The 19,839-nt window shown below is 55.7% G+C and carries 19 protein-coding genes; 16 read left to right on the top strand and 3 right to left on the bottom strand.

Annotated elements, in window-relative coordinates; genetic code table 11:
• Nucleotides 1-2: 2 nt before the first annotated feature.
• From pseB to pfkA, 13 genes are all read left to right on the top strand, one after another.
• Complete coding sequence (gene pseB, locus CLV58_RS07740; protein ID WP_106137214.1) at nucleotides 3-1,019, top strand: UDP-N-acetylglucosamine 4,6-dehydratase (inverting); 1,017 nt, start codon at nucleotides 3-5, stop codon at nucleotides 1,017-1,019.
• Nucleotides 1,020-1,165: 146 nt separating this feature from the next.
• Nucleotides 1,166-2,344, top strand: coding sequence for a UDP-4-amino-4,6-dideoxy-N-acetyl-beta-L-altrosamine transaminase (pseC, locus tag CLV58_RS07735; RefSeq protein WP_106137213.1), 1,179 nt, complete (start codon nucleotides 1,166-1,168; stop codon nucleotides 2,342-2,344).
• Nucleotides 2,345-2,472: 128 nt separating this feature from the next.
• The gene (locus CLV58_RS07730; RefSeq protein ID WP_106137212.1) at nucleotides 2,473-3,114 is read left to right on the top strand and encodes a pseudaminic acid biosynthesis-associated methylase; all 642 of its coding nucleotides are present in this window, start codon (nucleotides 2,473-2,475) and stop codon (nucleotides 3,112-3,114) included.
• Between the two features lie 87 nt (nucleotides 3,115-3,201).
• Nucleotides 3,202-3,891, top strand: coding sequence for a pseudaminic acid cytidylyltransferase (gene pseF / locus CLV58_RS07725; protein WP_106137211.1), 690 nt, complete (start codon nucleotides 3,202-3,204; stop codon nucleotides 3,889-3,891).
• 132 nt (nucleotides 3,892-4,023) lie between these two features.
• A complete protein-coding gene (gene pseG / locus CLV58_RS07720; protein ID WP_106137210.1) occupies nucleotides 4,024-5,043 on the top strand; it encodes a UDP-2,4-diacetamido-2,4,6-trideoxy-beta-L-altropyranose hydrolase in 1,020 nt (339 codons plus the stop codon).
• 22 nt (nucleotides 5,044-5,065) lie between these two features.
• Nucleotides 5,066-5,560 (top strand): GNAT family N-acetyltransferase, encoded by a 495-nt coding sequence (locus tag CLV58_RS07715; RefSeq protein WP_106137209.1) that lies wholly within the window; start codon nucleotides 5,066-5,068, stop codon nucleotides 5,558-5,560.
• The gene (gene pseI / locus CLV58_RS07710) at nucleotides 5,557-6,618 is read left to right on the top strand and encodes a pseudaminic acid synthase (protein ID WP_106137208.1); all 1,062 of its coding nucleotides are present in this window, start codon (nucleotides 5,557-5,559) and stop codon (nucleotides 6,616-6,618) included. Before CLV58_RS07715 ends, pseI begins: the two co-directional genes overlap by 4 nt.
• An 80-nt stretch (nucleotides 6,619-6,698) precedes the next feature.
• The gene (locus tag CLV58_RS07705) at nucleotides 6,699-8,201 is read left to right on the top strand and encodes a lipopolysaccharide biosynthesis protein (protein ID WP_106137207.1); all 1,503 of its coding nucleotides are present in this window, start codon (nucleotides 6,699-6,701) and stop codon (nucleotides 8,199-8,201) included.
• 113 nt (nucleotides 8,202-8,314) lie between these two features.
• Nucleotides 8,315-9,160 carry a class I SAM-dependent methyltransferase gene (locus CLV58_RS07700; RefSeq protein WP_106137206.1) on the top strand — a complete coding sequence of 282 codons (846 nt, stop codon included), beginning with the start codon at nucleotides 8,315-8,317 and terminating at the stop codon, nucleotides 9,158-9,160.
• Nucleotides 9,161-9,284: 124 nt separating this feature from the next.
• Complete coding sequence (locus tag CLV58_RS07695; RefSeq protein WP_106137205.1) at nucleotides 9,285-10,091, top strand: FkbM family methyltransferase; 807 nt, start codon at nucleotides 9,285-9,287, stop codon at nucleotides 10,089-10,091.
• Nucleotides 10,088-11,374, top strand: a complete 1,287-nt coding sequence (locus CLV58_RS07690; RefSeq protein ID WP_106137204.1) for a glycosyltransferase family 4 protein — start codon at nucleotides 10,088-10,090, stop codon at nucleotides 11,372-11,374. Before CLV58_RS07695 ends, CLV58_RS07690 begins: the two co-directional genes overlap by 4 nt.
• 79 nt (nucleotides 11,375-11,453) lie before the next feature.
• Entirely contained in the window at nucleotides 11,454-12,608 is a 1,155-nt protein-coding gene (locus tag CLV58_RS07685; RefSeq protein ID WP_106137203.1) for a glycosyltransferase, read from the top strand.
• Between the two features lie 172 nt (nucleotides 12,609-12,780).
• Nucleotides 12,781-13,755 (top strand): 6-phosphofructokinase, encoded by a 975-nt coding sequence (pfkA, locus tag CLV58_RS07680; protein ID WP_106137202.1) that lies wholly within the window; start codon nucleotides 12,781-12,783, stop codon nucleotides 13,753-13,755.
• Nucleotides 13,756-13,838: 83 nt separating this feature from the next.
• Here the strand turns inward: pfkA and CLV58_RS07675 are convergent, their stop codons facing one another.
• The gene (locus tag CLV58_RS07675) at nucleotides 13,839-14,621 is read right to left on the bottom strand and encodes a YdcF family protein (protein WP_106137201.1); all 783 of its coding nucleotides are present in this window, start codon (nucleotides 14,619-14,621) and stop codon (nucleotides 13,839-13,841) included.
• Between the two features lie 99 nt (nucleotides 14,622-14,720).
• On the opposite strand from CLV58_RS07675, the gene CLV58_RS07670 reads away from it, so the two are divergent.
• A complete protein-coding gene (locus tag CLV58_RS07670; protein ID WP_106137261.1) occupies nucleotides 14,721-16,199 on the top strand; it encodes a TlpA family protein disulfide reductase in 1,479 nt (492 codons plus the stop codon).
• Between the two features lie 100 nt (nucleotides 16,200-16,299).
• On the opposite strand, the gene CLV58_RS07665 is transcribed toward CLV58_RS07670, so the two are convergent.
• Both CLV58_RS07665 and CLV58_RS07660 read right to left on the bottom strand, forming a co-directional pair.
• On the bottom strand, nucleotides 16,300-17,211 hold the full coding sequence (locus tag CLV58_RS07665; RefSeq protein WP_106137200.1) for a DUF58 domain-containing protein: 912 nt from the start codon (nucleotides 17,209-17,211) through the stop codon (nucleotides 16,300-16,302).
• Between the two features lie 87 nt (nucleotides 17,212-17,298).
• Nucleotides 17,299-17,730 (bottom strand): septal ring lytic transglycosylase RlpA family protein, encoded by a 432-nt coding sequence (locus CLV58_RS07660; RefSeq protein ID WP_245882258.1) that lies wholly within the window; start codon nucleotides 17,728-17,730, stop codon nucleotides 17,299-17,301.
• Between the two features lie 268 nt (nucleotides 17,731-17,998).
• Here CLV58_RS07660 and CLV58_RS07655 point away from each other — a divergent pair, with 268 nt between their 5' ends.
• On the top strand, nucleotides 17,999-18,325 hold the full coding sequence (locus CLV58_RS07655) for a DUF3276 family protein (protein WP_106137259.1): 327 nt from the start codon (nucleotides 17,999-18,001) through the stop codon (nucleotides 18,323-18,325).
• A 256-nt stretch (nucleotides 18,326-18,581) separates the two neighbouring features.
• Entirely contained in the window at nucleotides 18,582-19,682 is a 1,101-nt protein-coding gene (ychF, locus tag CLV58_RS07650; protein WP_106137199.1) for a redox-regulated ATPase YchF, read from the top strand.
• Nucleotides 19,683-19,839 lie beyond the last annotated feature (157 nt).

The raw sequence follows: 19,839 nt of genomic DNA, 5'->3' as shown, positions 1-19,839 counted from the left end.
TTATGCTCGATTTAACCAATAAATCCATTCTGATTACGGGCGGTACCGGCTCGTTCGGTAAGAAGTTCGTTGAGATGGTCTACCAGCGCTATCCGAATCTGAAACGGCTGGTGATCTACTCGCGCGACGAACTGAAGCAGTTCGAGATGAGTCAGTATTATCCGCAATCAAAATACAAGTCGATTCGCTTTTTCATCGGCGACGTGCGCGATGCCGACCGACTCCGGCGGGCCTGCGAAGGCATCGATGTCATCATACACGCGGCTGCGCTCAAGCAGGTTCCGGCGGCTGAATACAACCCGATCGAGTGCATCAAAACCAACGTGTTCGGGGCGGAGAACGTCATCAACGCGGCCATGGACATGGGTGTCCAACGGGTCGTGGCGCTCTCGACCGACAAAGCGGCTGCACCCATCAACCTCTATGGCGCTACCAAACTTTGTTCCGACAAGCTGTTTGTGGCCGCCAACAATGCGAAAGGCAGCCGCGACCTGCGTTTCTCGGTCGTACGGTATGGTAATGTCATCGGGTCGCGGGGATCGGTGGTGCCGTTCTTCCTGGAAAAGCGCAAAGACGGTGTACTGCCCATCACGCATCCTGACATGACGCGGTTCAACATCTCGCTCGAAGAGGGTGTCGAAATGGTGCTGTACGCCCTGGAGCATGCCTGGGGTGGTGAAATCTACGTTCCCAAAATTCCGTCGTACCGCATCACCGACGTAGCCACGGCCATCGGCCCCGACTGTGAGCAGAAGTTGGTGGGTATCCGGCCGGGCGAGAAGCTACATGAGGAGATGATTACCGAAACCGACGCGCTGAACACGATCGAGACCGACAAATACTACGTCATCACCCCGTCGACGCCGATCTGGAGCACCGACGAGTACATGGAGGCATTCAACGGTCGGCAGGTCGAGATGGGCTTCAAATACAATTCCGGCACTAACACCGACTGGCTAACCGTCGATCAACTCCGCGATCAGGTCCGCCAGCACGTTGACGCTGATTTTTCTGTGTAGAGACCGCACCGGCGGACCGGCGATCCTTCGCGTCTCAGTAGCCGGATGGTTTTACTGAGACATTTGGTATCAGCCAAACCATCCGGCGGTGATACCATCCGGGTATCGAGACGCGAAGGGTCGCGTCTCTACAAAAAACTGAACCAATGCCTGAAAAACCGATTCCGTACGGTCGGCAGCATATTACCGACGAAGATATTGCCGCCGTCAATACTGTGCTGCGCGGCCCTTTCCTGACGCAGGGTCCGACCATTGCGCAGTTCGAAGAAGCCTTCGCGCAGTATGTCAACGCACCTTACGCCGTTGCCGTTGCCAATGGGACAGCCGCCCTGCACCTGTGCTGCATGGCACTCGGCGTTGGTCCGGGGACACGCGTCATTACCACGCCCATTACCTTTTCGGCCTCGGCCAACTGCGTGCGGTACTGCGGGGGCGAGGTGTACTTTGCCGATATCGACCCGACGACCGCGCTGCTCTCCATCGACGCCGTACGGGCGTTGATCGAGCAGCATCCGGCGGGGTATTTCTCGGGAATCATCCCGGTTGACTTCGCGGGTTATCCGGTACCGATGGACGAGTTCCGCGCACTGGCCGATGCGCATGGGCTGTGGCTGATCGAAGACAGTTGTCATGCACCGGGCGGCTTTTTCACGGATGCAACCGGACAGACGCACCGCTGTGGCGACGGCTCACTGGCCGATCTAGCGATTTTCAGCTTCCACCCCGTCAAGCACATTGCGGCTGGCGAGGGGGGCATGATTACGACGGCTAGCAAAACCTTGTACGATCACCTGTTGCGCCTACGCACCCACGGCATCACCAACAAAGCCGGTGACTTTACGGAGCCCTATCCGGGCGAACCGGAGCGCGGGGGCTGGTACATGGAGATGCAGGAACTGGGCTACAACTACCGCCTGACCGATTTCCAGGCAGCTCTGGGCCTGAGTCAGCTCGGCCGTGCCGATACGATGTTTGCCGAGCGGGCCGCTATCGCTCGCCGGTACGACGAAGCCTTCGCCAACACGCCCGGCCTCGACCTCATCGTCCCACCGGCCAACGTCGGCCATGCCTATCACCTCTATGTTGTGCAGACCGACGACCGGAAGGGGTTATACGACTTTCTGCGGAGCCGCAACATCATGGTACAGGTACACTACATACCGGTGCATCTGATGCCGTACTACCGGCAGTTTGGCTGGCAACCCGGCGACTTCCCGCACGCCGAGCGTTACTACGCCCGCTGCCTGAGTCTCCCCATGTTCCCCACCCTCACCCCCGACGAGCAGGCCTACGTGATCGAGTCGGTAAAATTGGGATTGAAATAAGGGGTTTCGGTTTACAGTTTTCAGTTTACGGCGGCCGCTGTGGCTCGGTCCGTCGCACGGTAGGTTACCGCTATGGAAATTGTCTGACAGAGAACTGTAAACCGGAGACCGTAAACTAAAAACCATTTATGACCCAACAGGAACAATTCTGGGCCGGTGACTTCGGCCAAAGCTATACCGACCGTAATACCCGCGACCGAGCCGAATGGGACGACTTTTACCGGCAGAACTGGGGGCTTACCAAGACCGACATGAACGCGGCTTTTCTGGCTGATCTGCCCCGAGACGCCCGCATTCTGGAGGTCGGCTGCAACACGGGTATGCAACTGCGTGGTTTGCAGGACATGGGCTTCACCAACCTCTACGGCGTCGAGTTACAGCCCTACGCGGTGGAGAAAGCGAAGCAGCAGACGCAGGGCATCAACATCGTTCAGGGGTCAGGTTTTGACTTACCCTTCCGCGATGGTTTCTTCGACCTGGTCTGCACGAATGGCGTCCTGATTCATATCGCCCCCGACGATCTGCCCCGCATCATGGGTGAGATGGTTCGTTGTAGCCGGCAGTACATCTGGGGCTTCGAATACTACAGTCCGTCGCTGACCAGCGTACCGTATCGGGGTAACGATGGTTTTCTCTGGAAAGCCGATTATGCCGCGCTGTTCCAGCAGCAGTTCCCCGCCCTGACACTGGAGAAACAGACGCTGTATCCCTATATCAATCAGGCGGAGAGCGGCAATCAGGACGTCATGTACCTTTTACGTAAAAATTAATTACATAAACGCTATCCCTGGAAGAGCCCCCTCTCCTGTTTTAGGCGGTCCGCCGTCGCGGGAGGGGGTTGGGGGTGAGGTCATCCTATGACAGCCATTGCGATCATCACGGCGCGGGGCGGCAGCAAACGCATCCCCCGCAAGAACATCCGGTCCTTTCTGGGCAAGCCCATTCTGGCTTACGGCATCGACGCGGCCAGGCAGTCGGGCCTGTTTGATGATGTGATGGTTTCGACCGACAACGACGAGATTGCAGCCATTGCCCGGCAGTACGGCGCGTCGGTACCGTTTCGCCGACACGCAACGACCGCCGACGACTATGCAACGACTGCCGACGTTCTGACCGAAGTACTCGAGCAATATGCGCAATTGGGTCAGTCGTTCGAGCTAGCATGCTGCCTGTACCCGACCGCCCCATTTGTCACAGCCGATTTGCTCAAACGCGCCGTCGACCTGCTGGTTGATCGGCAGTTTGATACGGTTTACCCGGTGCAACGGTTTAGTTTCGCCGTACAGCGGGCGATTACGGTACGCGACAATCGCGTGGCCTGGCTCAACCCCGACTACGCGCTGACCCGTTCGCAGGATCTCGAACCTGCTTACCACGATGCCGGACAGTTCTACGTATTCCGCCCAAACGTGTTCCAGAAAACCGGCAGACTGATCACCGACAACGCTGGCGGACTGATCATCCCCGAGTTACATGCTCACGACATCGACACCGAAGAAGACTGGCTGATCGCAGAATTTAAATACCGACTGATGCATAAAGAGTAGCCCAGACCGGTCCGCCGGCACGGGTCCACGTCTGGTAGCCGTAGGCTAACTGATTATAGCGGCAGCTTTATTGGCCTGACGGCCACCAGACCTGGACCGGGCCGCCGGGCGGGTCTGGGTTACACAATTCATATGAACCGAATCATTTTCCGCGCCGACGCTAATAGTCAAATTGGGCTGGGCCACGTCATGCGCTGCCTGGCGCTGGCAAACATACTTGGTCCGTCGGTTGACCGGTATATGGCGATCATAGAACCCGACCCGGCCGTACAGTCGATGCTTGAGCAGACGGGTGTTCGGGTAATCGCATTAACCGCAGCTACTGCGGACACTGACTTGCTGACCTTGCTCAACGAACAGGATCAGGTTGTGCTAGACGGGTACTCGTTCGACAGTGCATACCAGCAGACGATCAAAGCGCGGGTAAAACGGCTGTATTTTATTGACGATTTGGTGGACGGTCATCAGACTGCCGACGTCATCATCAACCACGCGGGCAACGTTACACCAGCCGACTATGACGCCGACCCAGATACTACTTTCTGCCTGGGACCGCTGTATGCATTGTTACGGCCACCGTTTTTGAACCCGGAAGGCTTTGGTCCAACTCCGGTCGATGGGCCGTATTTCGTCAGTCTGGGCGGGGCCGACCCGGCTAATTATTCGCTGACCGTCGTGCAGGCCATCCATGAGCTCGATCCGAAGCAGGCGATCCGACTCGTACTGGGGCCACTGTATGCGCACCGCGCCAGTATCGATACCCTGCAAGCCACTTTACCCAATCTGACCGTTCTACAAAACCTGGACGCCGGTCAGATGGTAGTAGAGTTGAGGCAATGTAGTCTGGCCATCACCGCCTGCAGCACGATTGCGTACGAAGTCTGCGCCGTCAATCGCCCACTGATCGGTATCCTGACAGCCGATAATCAGGACCGTATTGCCCGTTTCCTGAGCGACGAAAAATTAGCGTTGTCCGTACATTTTCCGCAGCTACTCAGTCGAATGGACCCATCTATTTCACTGAAAACGATGCTCAAACTCGCCATCCAGTCGATGCAGTTTACCCCTGAGCAGATCGAAAAGTCGCTGGCCAATCAGCGCCGTTATTTCGATGGCCGATCACCCGATCGTTTCCGGGCGTTGTTTCATTAATTGCCTCCGACAGCATTCACCCATGACCCTCACCTACCGACCCGCCCGACCCGACGACTCCGCCCTGTACTTCGACTGGGCCAACGATCCCGATACACGCCGACAGTCGTTTACCAGTAACCCTATTTCGCCCGAAACGCACGCAAACTGGTTTACGCGCAAACTGATCGACGCCAACGCCCTGCTGCTGGTGTTTGAAAACGAAGCCGGTGAGCCCGTCGGGCAGGTTCGATTTGAGCGACAACCCGAAGCCGACATGCCCGACGAAGTAATCATCGGCCTATCGGTGGATGCATCATTCCGTGGGCAGGGGCTGGCCAGTCAACTAATTCAGCAGGGGTATGCAGCCTGTCGAAAGCAGTGGGGCGACGTGCCAATTCATGCGTACATTAAACCCGACAATCGAGCATCGATCCGGGCCTTCGAGCAGGCCGGATTTACATTCTTAGGAGAAACCGGTAAATTTACAGATCCAGCAAGCGGCAAAATGAGCTTGCTTTACGTGAATACACCATGAGCAGAACCCAACCGATTCAGGTTGCTCACCATACGATTAGCCCCGATGCCCGGCCTTTTGTAATCGCTGAAATGTCGGGAAACCATAATCAGTCACTCGACCGGGCGCTGGAGATTGTCGATGCGGTGGCCGACACCGGTGCGCAGGCGATCAAGCTTCAGACCTACACGCCCGACACAATTACGTTCAACGGTGGGTCAGAGGAGTTTTATATCCGCGATGACAAGTCGCTTTGGGCTGATAAAAACCTCTACAAACTGTATCAGGACGCGTACACGCCCTGGGAGTGGCACAAGCCCATTTTCGAACACGCCCGGAAGCGGGGACTGATTCCGTTCAGTTCGCCCTTCGATACGACTGCTGTCGATTTTCTGGAATCGCTCGACGTGCCGCTGTATAAAATCGCGTCGTTCGAGAACACCGATCATATCCTGCTCAAAAAAGTGGCACGGACCGGCAAGCCTGTTATCATGAGTACGGGTGTAGCATCGGTAGCCGATCTGGAAGAGTCGGTACGGGTGCTGCGCGAGAATGGTTGCACGGAACTGGTACTGCTGAAATGCACGAGCACCTACCCAGCCACGCCCGAAAGCACCAACCTGCTTACGATTCCGCACATGAGTACCCTCTTCGACGTATCGGTGGGCTTATCTGACCATACCATGGGAATCGGCGCGGCTGTGGCCGCAGTCGCATTGGGGGCCGTCGTACTGGAAAAACACGTCACGCTGCGCCGGGCCGATGGCGGTGTCGACTCCGCGTTCTCGCTTGAACCCGATGAGTTGAAAGCACTGGTTATCGAAACTGAACGGGCCAAACTGGCACTGGGTCACGTCAGCTACACGTTGACACCCAAAGAGTGCAAAAGCCTGCAATTCAAACGGTCACTCTACGTCGTGCGCGACATGAAAGCGGGCGAATCGTTCACACCCGATACCGTCCGTAGCATTCGCCCCGCCAACGGCCTGCACACCCGCTATTACGACGATATTCTGGGCAAAACCGCCACTCAGGACATCGCAGCCGGAACGGCACTTTCATGGGGAATGATTGAGTGATCGAATGAGTGAGTGATTGACTGCCTTACGCGCCCATTCACTCAACCATTCAATCCTTCTATCACTCGATTATTCAATCCATGGGCATCATCAAACGGCAGACCATACAGAGTTCGGTGTACACGTATGCAGGCGTGGCCGTGGGTTTCCTGACGCAGGGTCTGTTTTTTCCGTACCTTTTTGACAAAGCCGAAATTGGGCTACTGACGTTACTAGTATCGCTGGCGCAGGTGTTGACGCAGGCCAGTACGCTGGGTCTGAACAGCGCCGGTGGTCGCTACTTCACCTATTTCCGTAATGCCGACCGACAGCACAACGGCTACCTGCTTATCAGTCTCGTGACGATGCTGGCCGGTTTTGGGTTGAGCGTACTGGGGCTTTGGCTGGCCCGCCCGCTGGTACTCGCCAATTATAGCAATGACTCGCCCCTGTTTGTCGATTACTACTACCTGCTCATTCCGCTGACGCTCTTTACGCTGATTTTCTCTGTATTCGATAACTACGCCCGGCTACTCTACGACCCCGTTACCGGTACGCTACTCCAGCAGTTTGTGCTGCGTGTTCTGATTCTGGCGTCGGGCGTGTGTTACTGGTTCGGCTGGCTGACGTTCGAGCAGTTTCTATACCTCTGGCTCACGGCTTTCCTGCTGGCAGCGATGCTGATGATAGCCAAGGTCATCCGCGACGATGCCTTTTTTCTGGATCATCGATTCGTTTCCGTTACGGCTCAACTACGCAGTGACATCGTCCGCTATTCGGCCCTGAGTCTGGCTACGGCTCTGTCATCGCAGGTTATTCTGGCAATCGACAAGGTTATGATTTCCGATAAGCTCGGGCTGGACAATACGGGTATCTACGGAACAGCGTCGTACTTCGCAGCTGTCATCGCCGTACCGGCCACGGCGTTGTATAAAGTGTCGGGGGCGCTCATCGCCGACTCCTGGAAAACCAACGACCTTGATAACATCCGGATGATTTACCGCAAGAGCTGCCTGAATCAGCTGGTTGCCGGTTGTCTGGTGTTCGTCGGTGTGGCGGCTAACCTACCGGGCGTGTTTCGGTTTCTGCCCGCAGGCTACGAAGCCGGCTATTACGTCATTCTCTGGCTGGGGCTGGGCAAGCTTTTCGACATGGCAACGGGTGTCAACGGTATGATTCTATCGACCTCGCGGTACTACGCCTACGATTCGCTGTTTTTCATCGGGCTGATTTTTATCACCATCGCCGTTAACCTCGCGCTTATTCCGCAGTACGGCATTACGGGGGCGGCCATCGGTGCAGCACTGGCAACGGGGTTGTTCAACCTCGCCCGTACCCTGTTTGTCGGCTTTGCCTTTCGCATGCAGCCGTTCACCTGGCACAATGCAGCCGTTATCGCCCTGGGTCTCGTCGTCTGGTGGGTAGCAGTACAGATTCCTTACCCCGCCCCGACCGTCCCGATCTGGCAGACACTGCTCGACATGGCGTGGCGGTCAGCGCTGATAACCGGCTTGTTTGTCGGCGGCATCATTGGCCTGAACCTGTCGTCCGACGCCAGCAGTATGGCCGCAACCATCTGGCAACGTATCCGCCGGGTTCGCTAACATCGCCTATCTTTGTCTTTTGAGAAGAAAGAGAAAAGATACCAGAAGAAAGACGCGTGGTCATTCCCGTTCGATCGTTCTTCTTTCCTCTTTTTTCTTTCATCTACCGATGTATGCGCAAACTACTGATCGATCTGTTCGGCCTCGACCGACTTTATAAAATTCGCAAGTCGCGGGTGGTCAACTACCTGCCCCGGCTTCGGCAGGCTACCCGCGCCTATAACTATCGCTACGGACAGATTCTGCGCTGGAGCGTCGACTCACGGGAAGACACCAACTACACCTACGCCCTTACCGACGATAGTCTGCTTTATCTGGCGCACACGGTAGCGGTCGTATCAGGGGTATCGCCGGCAACGGTGCAGCAGTATTTTCGCGAGGCACAAACCGACGAAGCCCTGCGCGACTATGTGCTGGAAAAAACCCGAACGTCGTCGTACCGGCGCGTGGCCGATCTGCGCGTCGAGTTTGGTCGTCGGCTGGGCTGGTATGCGCTCGTGCGAATCATGAAGCCGGGTGTCGTTATCGAAACGGGTGTCGACAAAGGACTGGGTGCGGTCTTGCTGTGTTCGGCCTTACTCCGCAACCGGGCCGAAGGCGCACCGGGTCGCTATTACGGCACCGACATCGCCCCGAAAGCGGGCTACCTGCTCGACGGCATTTACAAGGAAGTGGGCCAAGTGCTGTACGGCGACTCGATCACCAGTCTGAAAGCCTTCGACAAGCCCATCGACCTGTTTATCAACGACAGCGACCACTCCGCAACTTACGAACTCGAAGAGTATAAAGTCGTGCTCCCGAAGTTAACCCCTACCGGCATTCTGCTCAGCGACAACGCGCACGTTGCTAGTTCGTTGGCGCAGCTCTCGCTTGACGCAGGCCGTAAGTTCGTATACTATCCCGAAGTGCCCAAAGATCACTGGTACCCCGGTGCCGGCATCGGCTTTTCTTTCCTGTGAGTTTTCGGTATTCAGTTTTCGGTGTACGGTGGCCCGTCACACGATGTCTGATGACATCGAGCGTACACGTTAGCCGCCATACCCCGAAAACCATAAACCGAATACTGTAAACCGTAAACCCACTATGTGGCTTTTCAAATACCTGTTTACGAACCTGTACCGGGCGGTGCAAACGGCAGATGGCCGACAGCTGCTCTGGCTGTTTTTCCGCTATGCTGGTCGGCCACGGCATCAGGCGGGTTCGATTTCGTTTAACAACTACCGCTTTCAGGTACCCGACGCGCTGTCGTTCGTCTGGCAGTTTAAAGAGATCTTCGCCGACGAATCGTACCGGTTTAACACAACAGCTACCCACCCGGTCATTCTCGACTGTGGTGCCAACATTGGCACGAGCCTGGCTTATTTCCGGCAAACTTACCCCGCTGCCCGGATCATCGCTTTCGAAGCTGACCCGGCCATCGGTGAGGTGCTGACAAAAAATCTGCGCGACAACAACATTCCCGACATCGAAATCGTCAATAAGGCCGTCTGGATCGATGAGCAGGGACTGGACTTCGGCACGGGCGACGCCGATGCTGCGTCGATGTTTTCGGACACCGGTCGTCGGCGGGTTCCGTCGGTGCGGCTGCGCGACTACCTGCTCCGCGAACCCCGCATCGATATGCTCAAAATCGACATCGAAGGGGCAGAAACCGCCGTGCTTACCGACTGTCGCGATGCCCTGGCACACGTGCAGAACCTGTTCGTTGAGTTTCACGCCTACATCGGTTACCCACAAACGCTGGGCGAGGTTATTCAGGTGCTGGAAGCAGCCGGTTTTCGCTACTACATGGATAGCAATCAGGGACGGACACGGCCGCTGGTCAATCACCGTTACCGGGGCAACGACCTGATGGATCTGCAACTCAACATCTTCGCGTACCGCCCGTGAATGTCGTCCACCTGAGTACCTATCACCTGTCGGGTGGCGCAGGCGTTGCGGCCACACGGCTGCACCGCGCCATGCTGGCACAGGGCGTAGCGTCGACCTTGCTGGTAGGTATTCCGAACCGGCTCGAACGGCATCAGCCGGAAGAAGGCGTCGTCTACCTGGCGAATAACTTCCTGGCGGAGCAAACGGCGTTCGGCCGGTTCGTTGCCGAACGGCTCTATTTTCTACCCTACGAACGAAGTGCAGCGGTCCGGTTTGGTTTCTCACCAGCCGCGTTCGGTGCCAATCTGACGTTTCACCCAGCGATTCAGCAGGCTGACGTTCTGCACCTGCACTGGATCAACTTTGGCTTTCTGTCACTGTCGGGTTTGCAGGCGCTGTTCGATCTCGGCAAGCCCGTCTTCTGGACCATTCACGATCAGTGGGCGTTTACGGGTGGTTGCCACTACAGCCGGACCTGCTCGCATTACCAAACCCACTGCCATCGATGCCCTTACCTGAAAAAGCCGGGCGAGCACGATCTGTCGTATCGCCTGTTCGAGCGAAAAAAGCAGTTGTTTGCTCAGCACATGCCGCATTTCGTACCGCCAAGTCAGTGGCTGGGCGATGACCTTCGCCGGAGTACGCTGCTACGCAATGCACCGATGACGGTCATCCCCAACACCATCGATCAGGCGCTGTTCTGCCCCGTTGACCGCGCCGACGCCAACGCCCGGCTCGATCTACCGGCCACTAACGCGATGCGGCTGCTGTTCGGTAGCGCCAACGTCACCGACGAACGGAAAGGATTCCGGTTTCTGGCCGACGCACTGCAACGCGTGCACCAGAACAACCCGGACCTAGCCATCGAACTGCTTGTCTTCGGCAAGGGGAAAACCTATCTGTTCAACGAAATTCCGTACACGGTTCGGCATCTGGGCGTGCTGCGCGAAGCCGACGACATCGTAGCGGCTTACAATGCGGCCGATGCGCTGATCGTACCGTCGCTGGAAGATAACCTGCCCAATACGATCATGGAAGCCCTCGCCTGTAGTACGCCCGTAGTAGGCTTTCGCACAGGGGGTATTCCCGAAATGATCGAACCCGGCCGAACGGGCTACCTCGCCGACGTCGGCAATACCGCCGACCTTGCCGATGGCATCATTCAGTTGCTCCGCCACCCCAACCCAGCCACCCTGCGCCACAACGCCCGCCACTTCGCCGAAACGCACTATGGGGAGAGGGTAGTGGTGAGCCAGCACCTACAGTTGTACCAATTGTTGAATGATAGAATGATTGAGTGATAGAATGATTGGTCTGTTCGCGTCAGCCTATTCAATCACTCAACCACTCAATCACTCAACCACTCAATCACTCAACCCTTTGCCATCCCTCACAATCGTCAATCGCCACTATCCGCCGAATCCGGGCATTACCGGGGAGTCGGCCTGGGATCTGGCGCGGTACCTGATCGAACAGCACGGCATCGACGTCGTAGTGGTGCATATCGAACGCACTTACGACGGGGGTGGAGCCATCCGGCAGCCGGTGGGCGAAACGCACGGCGTCAAAACGGTCTACGCCGGTAAAAACGGGCTGCTCAAACTCATCGCGGGGCTGCTCGACGGTTTCCTGCTGATTCGCCAGGCGCTAAAAGTCAGGCGGGGGCCACTGCTCATCATGACGAGTCCGCCGATGCTGCCGTTCTGGGCCTCGCTCCTGCTTCGGCGTACGCCCTACTGGCTCTGGTCGATGGATCTGTTTCCCGAAGGGTTTGCCGCCGAAGGCAAGGTCAGTCCGACGAATCCGCTGTACCGCTGGGTGATCCGGCAAACCTACCGCAACGCCCCCCGGCAGTTGATCGCCCTTGGCCCCCGGCAGGCAGAACACGTTCGGCAACAGTACGGTAAAGCGATACCCACAACGATCCTGCCCTGTGGCGTCCTGATGCATCAGGAGCGCGATCCCGTTTGCCCACCCTGGCGCGACCCAACCGACGGCCTGATCTACCTTGGCTATGCGGGCAATGTCGGGCAGGCGCATTCAGCGGAGTTTCTGGAAAGCGTTATCCGCCACCTGGACCCAACCCGTTTCCGGCTTGTTCTGGCGCTGTACGGTACCAAAGCTGCGGCTGTACTGCGGGCTAGCGAAGGTAAGGCGGGTATCATTCGGCTAGCCAACATTCCGCGTAGTCAGCTGCATTATCTCGACGTTCAGCTCGTCAGCCTGCTGCCTGAATGGACGCATATTGCCGTTCCGTCCAAAGCCCTCAGCGCCGTTGGGTCAGGTTCACCCGTGCTGTTTTGCGGTAGCCCCGACAGCGACAGTTACGTATTGCTACAACAAGCCGTCCAACTGATTGACGCCCGACAGCCCATCGACACTGCCGTAGCCGCTTACCTGACTTCGCTGACGCCAGCGCAGGTTGTAGCAGGCCGGCAGGCAGCCGAACAGGTCGCATCAGGCTTACAACAACAGGTCCAAACAGCGTATGCGGAGCTGGCAGCCCTGGTATCGGAAGAAGCCCATCAGTCCTGAAACGGGCGGGTAAATACGGTACGGCGATTATGATTTTTTTAAATTTTAACGGAAAAGGCGTGATAAGTAGGTCCAATGTGCTTTTTACAGAAGAATGACCATAAATTTGGCCCTGAATCCGATCCTTATTAGCCTTTTTGTCCTTTTTCTGCGAAAACTTAGTCTTTAACCTATGAAACGAATAGCTGTTTTTACCTCGGGTGGCGACGCGCCGGGTATGAACGCCTGCATCCGGGCCGTTGTCCGGGGGGCGGTCTATCACGGTATCGAAGTTTTCGGAATTCGCCGGGGGTACAGCGGAATGATAAATGGGGATATTTTTCAGATGACCTCGCACTCGGTGAGCAATATTGTTCAGCGGGGCGGTACGATTCTGAAATCAGCCCGTAGTAAAGAATTCATGACGCCGGAAGGTCGGGCCAAAGCGGCCGAACAACTGCAAAAGTTCGGTATCGAAGGGCTGATCGCCATTGGTGGCAACGGTACGTTTACGGGCGCAACGCTGTTCTTCGACGAATACGGCATCCCGACGGTCGGGGCACCGGGTACGATCGATAACGACCTCTACGGTACCGACTACACCATTGGATTCGACACCGCCGTTAACACCGCTCTGGAAGCCATCGATAAAATTCGCGACACCGCCGACTCGCACGACCGGATCTTCTTCATCGAAGTGATGGGCCGCGACTCAGGCTATATCGCCATTCAGTCGGGTATCGCGGGCGGGGCCGAAATGGTCATGGTACCAGAAGTACTGACCCCAATTTCGGAAGTGGTCGAAACGCTGAAAGCGGGCTGGAGCCGGCAGAAGTCGTCGTCGATCGTGGTCATTGCGGAAGGGGAAGAAGCCGGTATTGCTACGGAAGTTGCCGAGAAAATTCGGGCGCAGGTCGAACCAAAAGTTGATATGCGGGTCACAACGCTGGGCCACATTCAGCGGGGCGGTATCCCAACCGCTTACGACCGTATCTTGGCCAGCCGACTCGGACTGGGTGCGCTCGAAGGCTTAATGAATGGTGAGAAGAACGTCATGGCGGGCGTCGTCAACAACGAACTCGTCTACACGCCCTTCCGCGATACCATCCGCCTGCCCAAACCCATCAGCGAAGACCTGCTGCGGATGGTGAAGATACTAAGTGTCTGATTAGTGAATGAGCGAATGGTGAATGAGTGAATAGTTTGGTTGCGTCAGCCAATTCACTCATTCACCATTCGCTCATTCACTAATTATATGTACCCCACCACCCGGTATACGACGTAGCCGACGATCTCCCGGATCAGGTGGTAAGCGTCGAGGAAGGCGGTTTCGTTCGGGAAGAGCCATTCTGCCACGGCTAACGAACGCGGAGCCTGCCGGAATCCGCCGGGGTACGGTAGCACGTCGACCCCTACTTTCTGAAAGCATTTCACAGCCCGGCGCATATGCGATGCCGAGGTAACCAGCACGCAACGGTTCGTCTGAAACTGCCGGCGTAATACCCGTTTGGTGAACAGCGCATTCTGGCGTGTATTGCGCGACTTGTTTTCCAGCCAGATGTCGGCTGGCCGAACCCCAGCCAGGATCAGGAAGCGCCCCCCCTCATGCCCTTCATCGGTAACGGGCGCGGGGCCAAGCGGTAAGCTACCACTACCGCCACTAATCAGGATTTTCCGAACAACACCCCGCTTGTAGAGGTACAGCGCCTGCGCCAGCCGGTCAGATTCCGGCCCCAGCGACGGATGCCCATCCAGCATGTCGATATGGCTGTTCGTCGTACCTCCTGTCAACACGACGGCTACTGAGCGGGTACTATCGACGCCGGGCAATGCCGACGGCGGGAATTCCCAGTAGCGCGCCAGTTCGTTTGTCAGCAGCGAATTGCCCAGCAACCAGAACAGGCAAATGGCCAATCCGACACCCCAGCGACGACGATGTGGTTTGCGGGTAAAAAAAGCCCACAGGAGTAGGGCAACCAGCCAGCCCGCTGGGGTAAGCAAGTAATTCAGCGTTTTAGAAAAGAAGAAAAACATAGACTAGCGCAGGTGGCACAGACGTTGTAACGATGCAGATTATGGGCGCAAAACCCGTAAATTTGAGAGTTAAGCATGAAGATATACTTCCACTCGTTTATGAACCATCTCTTTCTAACGATCCTGCTGACAGTAGCCTCCATCACAGGCTTACTGGCGCAGTCGGCTCCGGCAACCGGCGGGGAAGCCTACACCATCAACGGACAGATTCGTGGGGTGGCGGATACGACCTGCGTGCTGGCGCACTATTACGGCACCACGCAATACATTCCCAAAGATACGGCCCGTACCGATCGCGAGGGGCGCATGGTATTTACCGGTACCAAACCGCTGCCAGAAGGCTTGTACCTGCTTGTAACGCCGAAGAACGGCTACGTTGAATTCCTGATCGACAGCGACCAGAACTTCTCATTTGCCACGGATACGGCGGGTATCGTGAAGAACATGAAAATCACGGGTTCGAAAGAAAACGAACTGTTTTACGGCTATCAGCAGGGCTTGAATAAATTATACGAAGAAGCTAAAGTGCTGGGGCAGCAAAAGAAGCCGGGCGATGCCGCAGCCAATGCGGATGTCGACAAAAAAATGGCGGATTTGCAAAAGCGGGCGCAGGTTGAACGCGATCAGTTTTTTACGAACAACAAAAACTCGTTTGCCGTAAAGATTATCAAAGCTGCTAGTGAACCCGAAGTACCCACCGCCCCGAAAGCCGCCAACGGCCGACCCGATTCGGTGTGGGTGTTCAACTATTTCAAAAAGCACTTCTGGGACGACTACGATTTCTCAGACGAGCGCTTTGTTCGCACCAACATTCTCCAACGCAAGCTGGACCGATATATCAAGGAGTTGACCGTTCAAAACCCGGATTCGCTGGTTAAGGAAGCGGACTACGTGGTCGCGAAGGCGCAGGCTGGTAAGAATAAAGACGTGACTTCGTACGTGATTTACTATATCACCAGTCAGTATGAGCGGCCCAAAGTTGTGGGTACAGACGGGTTGTTTGTCCACATGTTCGAGAAATATTACAAGACGGGAATCATGCCCGTCTCGGATAGCTCGACCCTGAAAAGCATTGGCGAACGGGTAGCTACCCTGAAGCCATTGCTAGTCGGCAAGACACTGCCTGCTCCCATGGTAAGCGATACGCTGAACCGCCCCATCAACTTCCAGACTATCAAAGCTGATTACACGGTCGTGTATTTCTACGATCCGCACTGCGGGCACTGTCGCGAGAGTGCTCCCGCCCTGAAAAAGTTTGCCGATAGTAATAAAGGCAAGGGCGTTGAAGTAATGGCAATCGCCATCGAGCAGACACCCGCCGAGTGGAAAAAGTTTATTCGTGAATTCAAGCTTGGCAACGTCATCAACGGTTACGATTACAAGCATCAGACCGACTTCCGCACTCGCTTCGACGTCTGGACAACGCCCACGGTCTACGTGCTCGACAAGCAGAAGAAAATCATTGCCCGCAAGTTGCCACCCGAGCAACTGGAAGATTTCGTACAATTCCACAAAAAGCAGCAGGCAGCCACGGCCAAAGCGCCCGTAGCAACGACTAAAGCCGCCACTAAGAAATAAAGGTTAAACACAGAGAGCACAGAGGGTATCACGGAGGCTACAGAGTTTTTCTCTGTGTTCTCTGTGTAAACCTTCGTGCTCTCTGTGTTTAATCAAAAAATCACTTCATTTTCGTCCGCTTCACCAGATAGGCCGTCAGGATCTGATCGAAGCCCTGCGCGATGTCGGCTTCGATAAAGTCGATCTTGTACTGACCGCAGCGCATCCGCAGTTCCTGAAACTGCTGCTTCACCGCCTGCTGATACGATGCCCGTACCTGTCCCGGCTGTAGCTTTACCTTCTCCCCCGTTTCCAGATCGATAAATTCGTACGGGCGCTCATCGAAGGCGAAATCTTCCTCCGTCTTCTTGTCGGTGACGTGAAACAGGAGAACCTCGTGCAGGTTGTGCCGCAGGTGCTGCAAGGCCGAGAACAGCGCATCGCTTTTCGACACGTTCTCGAACATGTCGCTGAAGATGATAACCAACGACCGCTTGTTGATCTTTTCCGCAACCTGATGAATCACATCGGCCGCCGACGTACGACGCAGCGGCTTTGGCTGCTGCATCAGCAGGTCGAGTTGCGTAAACAGCTTATGAACGTGGGAGGGTGTCGATTTGACCGGCGTTTGTACGTCGATCGTATCGGCGAAGGTGGTGAGGCTGACGGCGTCTTTCTGCCGCTGTAGCATGTAGGCCAGGCAGGCGGCAGCCATCACGCTGAACGTCATTTTGCCGTAATTGGCATCGGGATAATACATCGACGACGACGTATCGATCAGCAAGTGACAGCGCAGGTTGGTTTCTTCCTCGTAGCGTTTGACGAACAGCTTTTCTGTCTTGCCAAACACTTTCCAGTCAATGTGGCGCGTCGTTTCGCCGGTGTTGTACAACCGGTGTTCGGCAAACTCGACGGAAAAGCCGTGGAAGGGCGATTTATGCAGTCCCGTGATAAACCCTTCGACCATCTGTCGGGCCAGAAACTCGACATTGCCGAACGCGCGAACCTGCCCAAGATTAAGGGATTGCTTCATGCCGGAAGGTACACAAAAGGATGTACCTATCCTACCAACGATGCGCCGGGCGGCCGTGGTATGTGTGGCGGAAGCCGATCGAGCGGCTTACAGTACCGGCTGCATCAGCGACTGGTTCATGTCGGGCACCGTCAGCACCGACATCAGATCGCCAACCCGGCTTTTGTCGAGTACGCGTAGCGTTACGTTGGTAACGCCTTTGCCCATCAGCCCGATGGCGCTGGCGGCTGCGTGCGACAGATCGACGATATGCCCTTTGGTAAATGGACCCCGGTCATTCACACGAACGACGACCGACTTCATGGTCTTCAGATTGGTGACTTCAATCAGCGTATTGAGGGGAAGCGTACGGTGAGCCGCTGTAAACGCTTTGAGGTTAACGCGCTCGCCGAACGACGTCATTCGACCGGCAAATTTCGACGCGTAATAGGTTGCTTTTCCCTTTTGTGACACGCCTGCCGACTTCTCCGCAGACTTGACGCCACCCATCAGGAGCAGCAACGACACGAGTAAATTCATTCGACTTTTGGTTAAGGTTTGCGGACTGACCAGTTGCCGAAAAACGATGGCTGCGTGGCCGAAATCTCCAAAAAGTACAACTCCCGTTAAACAAAGATAGTCGCCCCTCCCCTTATAACCAAGCATTTAGGTGAAAAACCGTGGAAACGGCTCCACAACAGTGCTGAAATTCGTGACGTATTTTCCACAAAAAAAGGTGCCGTTTTTTTTATTATGACCTGATTCCACGTACTTTATGGCGAACTTACCGGCTAACTTAAGCAAACCTGTGGAGGACAGAGATCGAGAGAAAATCTACTCAAAACGTGTACGGGCGGGTAAACGAACGTATTTCTTCGACGTGAAAGCCACGCGCTCGAACGACTACTACCTGACCATTACCGAAAGCCGGCGGCAAGGGCAGGGCGAAAGCTACACCTACGAAAAGCAGAAGTTGTTTTTGTACAAAGAGGACTTCGATAAATTTCTCGAAGCCCTACAGGAAACACTCTGTCACGTCAAAACCGAACTGATGCCTGAGGTCGACTTTTCGCAGTTTGCTCAGCGCGACCGCGATCAACTCGATGACCTGAGTACAGAGCTGAAGTGGGACTAATGCAGTCTCTAATCCCGTCAGCGGTACAACTCGTTTCATTGCTTAGCCTTCGTCATATACCGAAGGCTTTTTTTACGGTCTGCTGTTGCGGTGGTCCGTTGACGAAACCGTAATTTTGTGGAAAACCTGTAGAGACGCAATCCATTGCGTCTCAGCGTGCGTCAGCCAATACCATCCAGTGGGTGGTACCATCCGGTCGGTAATACCATCCGGCGGTGAGACGCGAGGGGTCGCGTCTCTACAAATTCAACCAAACATGGGCCTACAATGTGGAATCGTGGGTTTGCCGAACGTCGGCAAATCGACGCTGTTTAATGCAATTTCGAGCGGGAAGGCCGAAGCAGCCAACTACCCGTTCTGTACGATAGAACCAAACGTGGGCGTCGTAACGGTACCCGACGAACGGCTCGATACGCTGGAAGGGCTGGTAAAACCCCAGAAAGTGGTGCCGACGATCATTGAGTTCGTCGACATTGCCGGACTGGTAAAAGGCGCTAGTCAGGGAGCTGGCCTGGGTAATAAATTCCTGGCCAACATCCGCGAAGTAGACGCCATCGTGCACGTTATCCGCTGCTTCGAAGACGACAACATCGTACACGTCGAAGGGAAAGTCAATCCGGTATCGGACAAGGAAATCATCGACGCCGAACTACAGCTGAAAGATCTGGAGTCGGTCGACAAGAAGATCCAGCGGATTGGCAAGGCGGCTCAAGTCGGTGATGCCAAGGCAAAAGCCGAACTGGAAATTCTGAAACAGTACAAAACGGCCCTCGAAGCCGGCAAAAGCGCACGTACCGTCAACCTGACGCCCGACGAGCGTGAAGCAGCTATCGGGGATGTTGCGCTGCTGACCATCAAACCGGTCATTTACGTAGCGAACGTCGACGAAGGGTCACTGCCCAACGGCAACGCGTATTCGGATGCGCTGCGGGAAGCAGTGAAAGACGAAGGTGCCGAAGTCATCGTCATCAGCGCGGGTATCGAGTCGCAGATTGCGGAGATGGAAGATCCTGAAGAACGCGAACTGTTCCTCGGCGAATACAGTCTGACCGAATCGGGGCTGAGTAAGCTGATCAAGGCGTCGTACAAGCTGCTGGGCCTGATTACCTATTTCACGGCGGGTGTCAAAGAAGTCCGTGCCTGGACGATTCACCGGGGCTGGAAAGCGCCACAGGCCGCTGGCGTTATTCACTCCGATTTCGAGAAGAAGTTCATCCGGGCACAGGTAATGAAGCTCCCCGACTTCGAACAGTTCAAAACCGAAGCGGGTGTTCGCGAAGCCGGTAAGCTGTCTGTCGAAGGAAAAGAATACGTCGTTCAGGACGGCGACATCATGGAGTTCCTGCACAGCGCGTAAGTTGTGTAGCCCAGACCTCCAGGTCTGGTAGCCGCTATCGCGGCTGGAAAAGCATCCGCCTGAAGTAGTTAGCCTAACGGCTACCCGGACGTGGACGTCCAGGCTACGAACTTAGGCTACACGAAAAAACGGTCCCGTCTGATTGCCAGACGGGACC

This window comes from Spirosoma oryzae (genome assembly GCF_003002825.1).
Taxonomy (GTDB): domain Bacteria; phylum Bacteroidota; class Bacteroidia; order Cytophagales; family Spirosomataceae; genus Spirosoma; species Spirosoma oryzae.
This window is presented reverse-complemented; position numbering and strand designations above follow the sequence as displayed.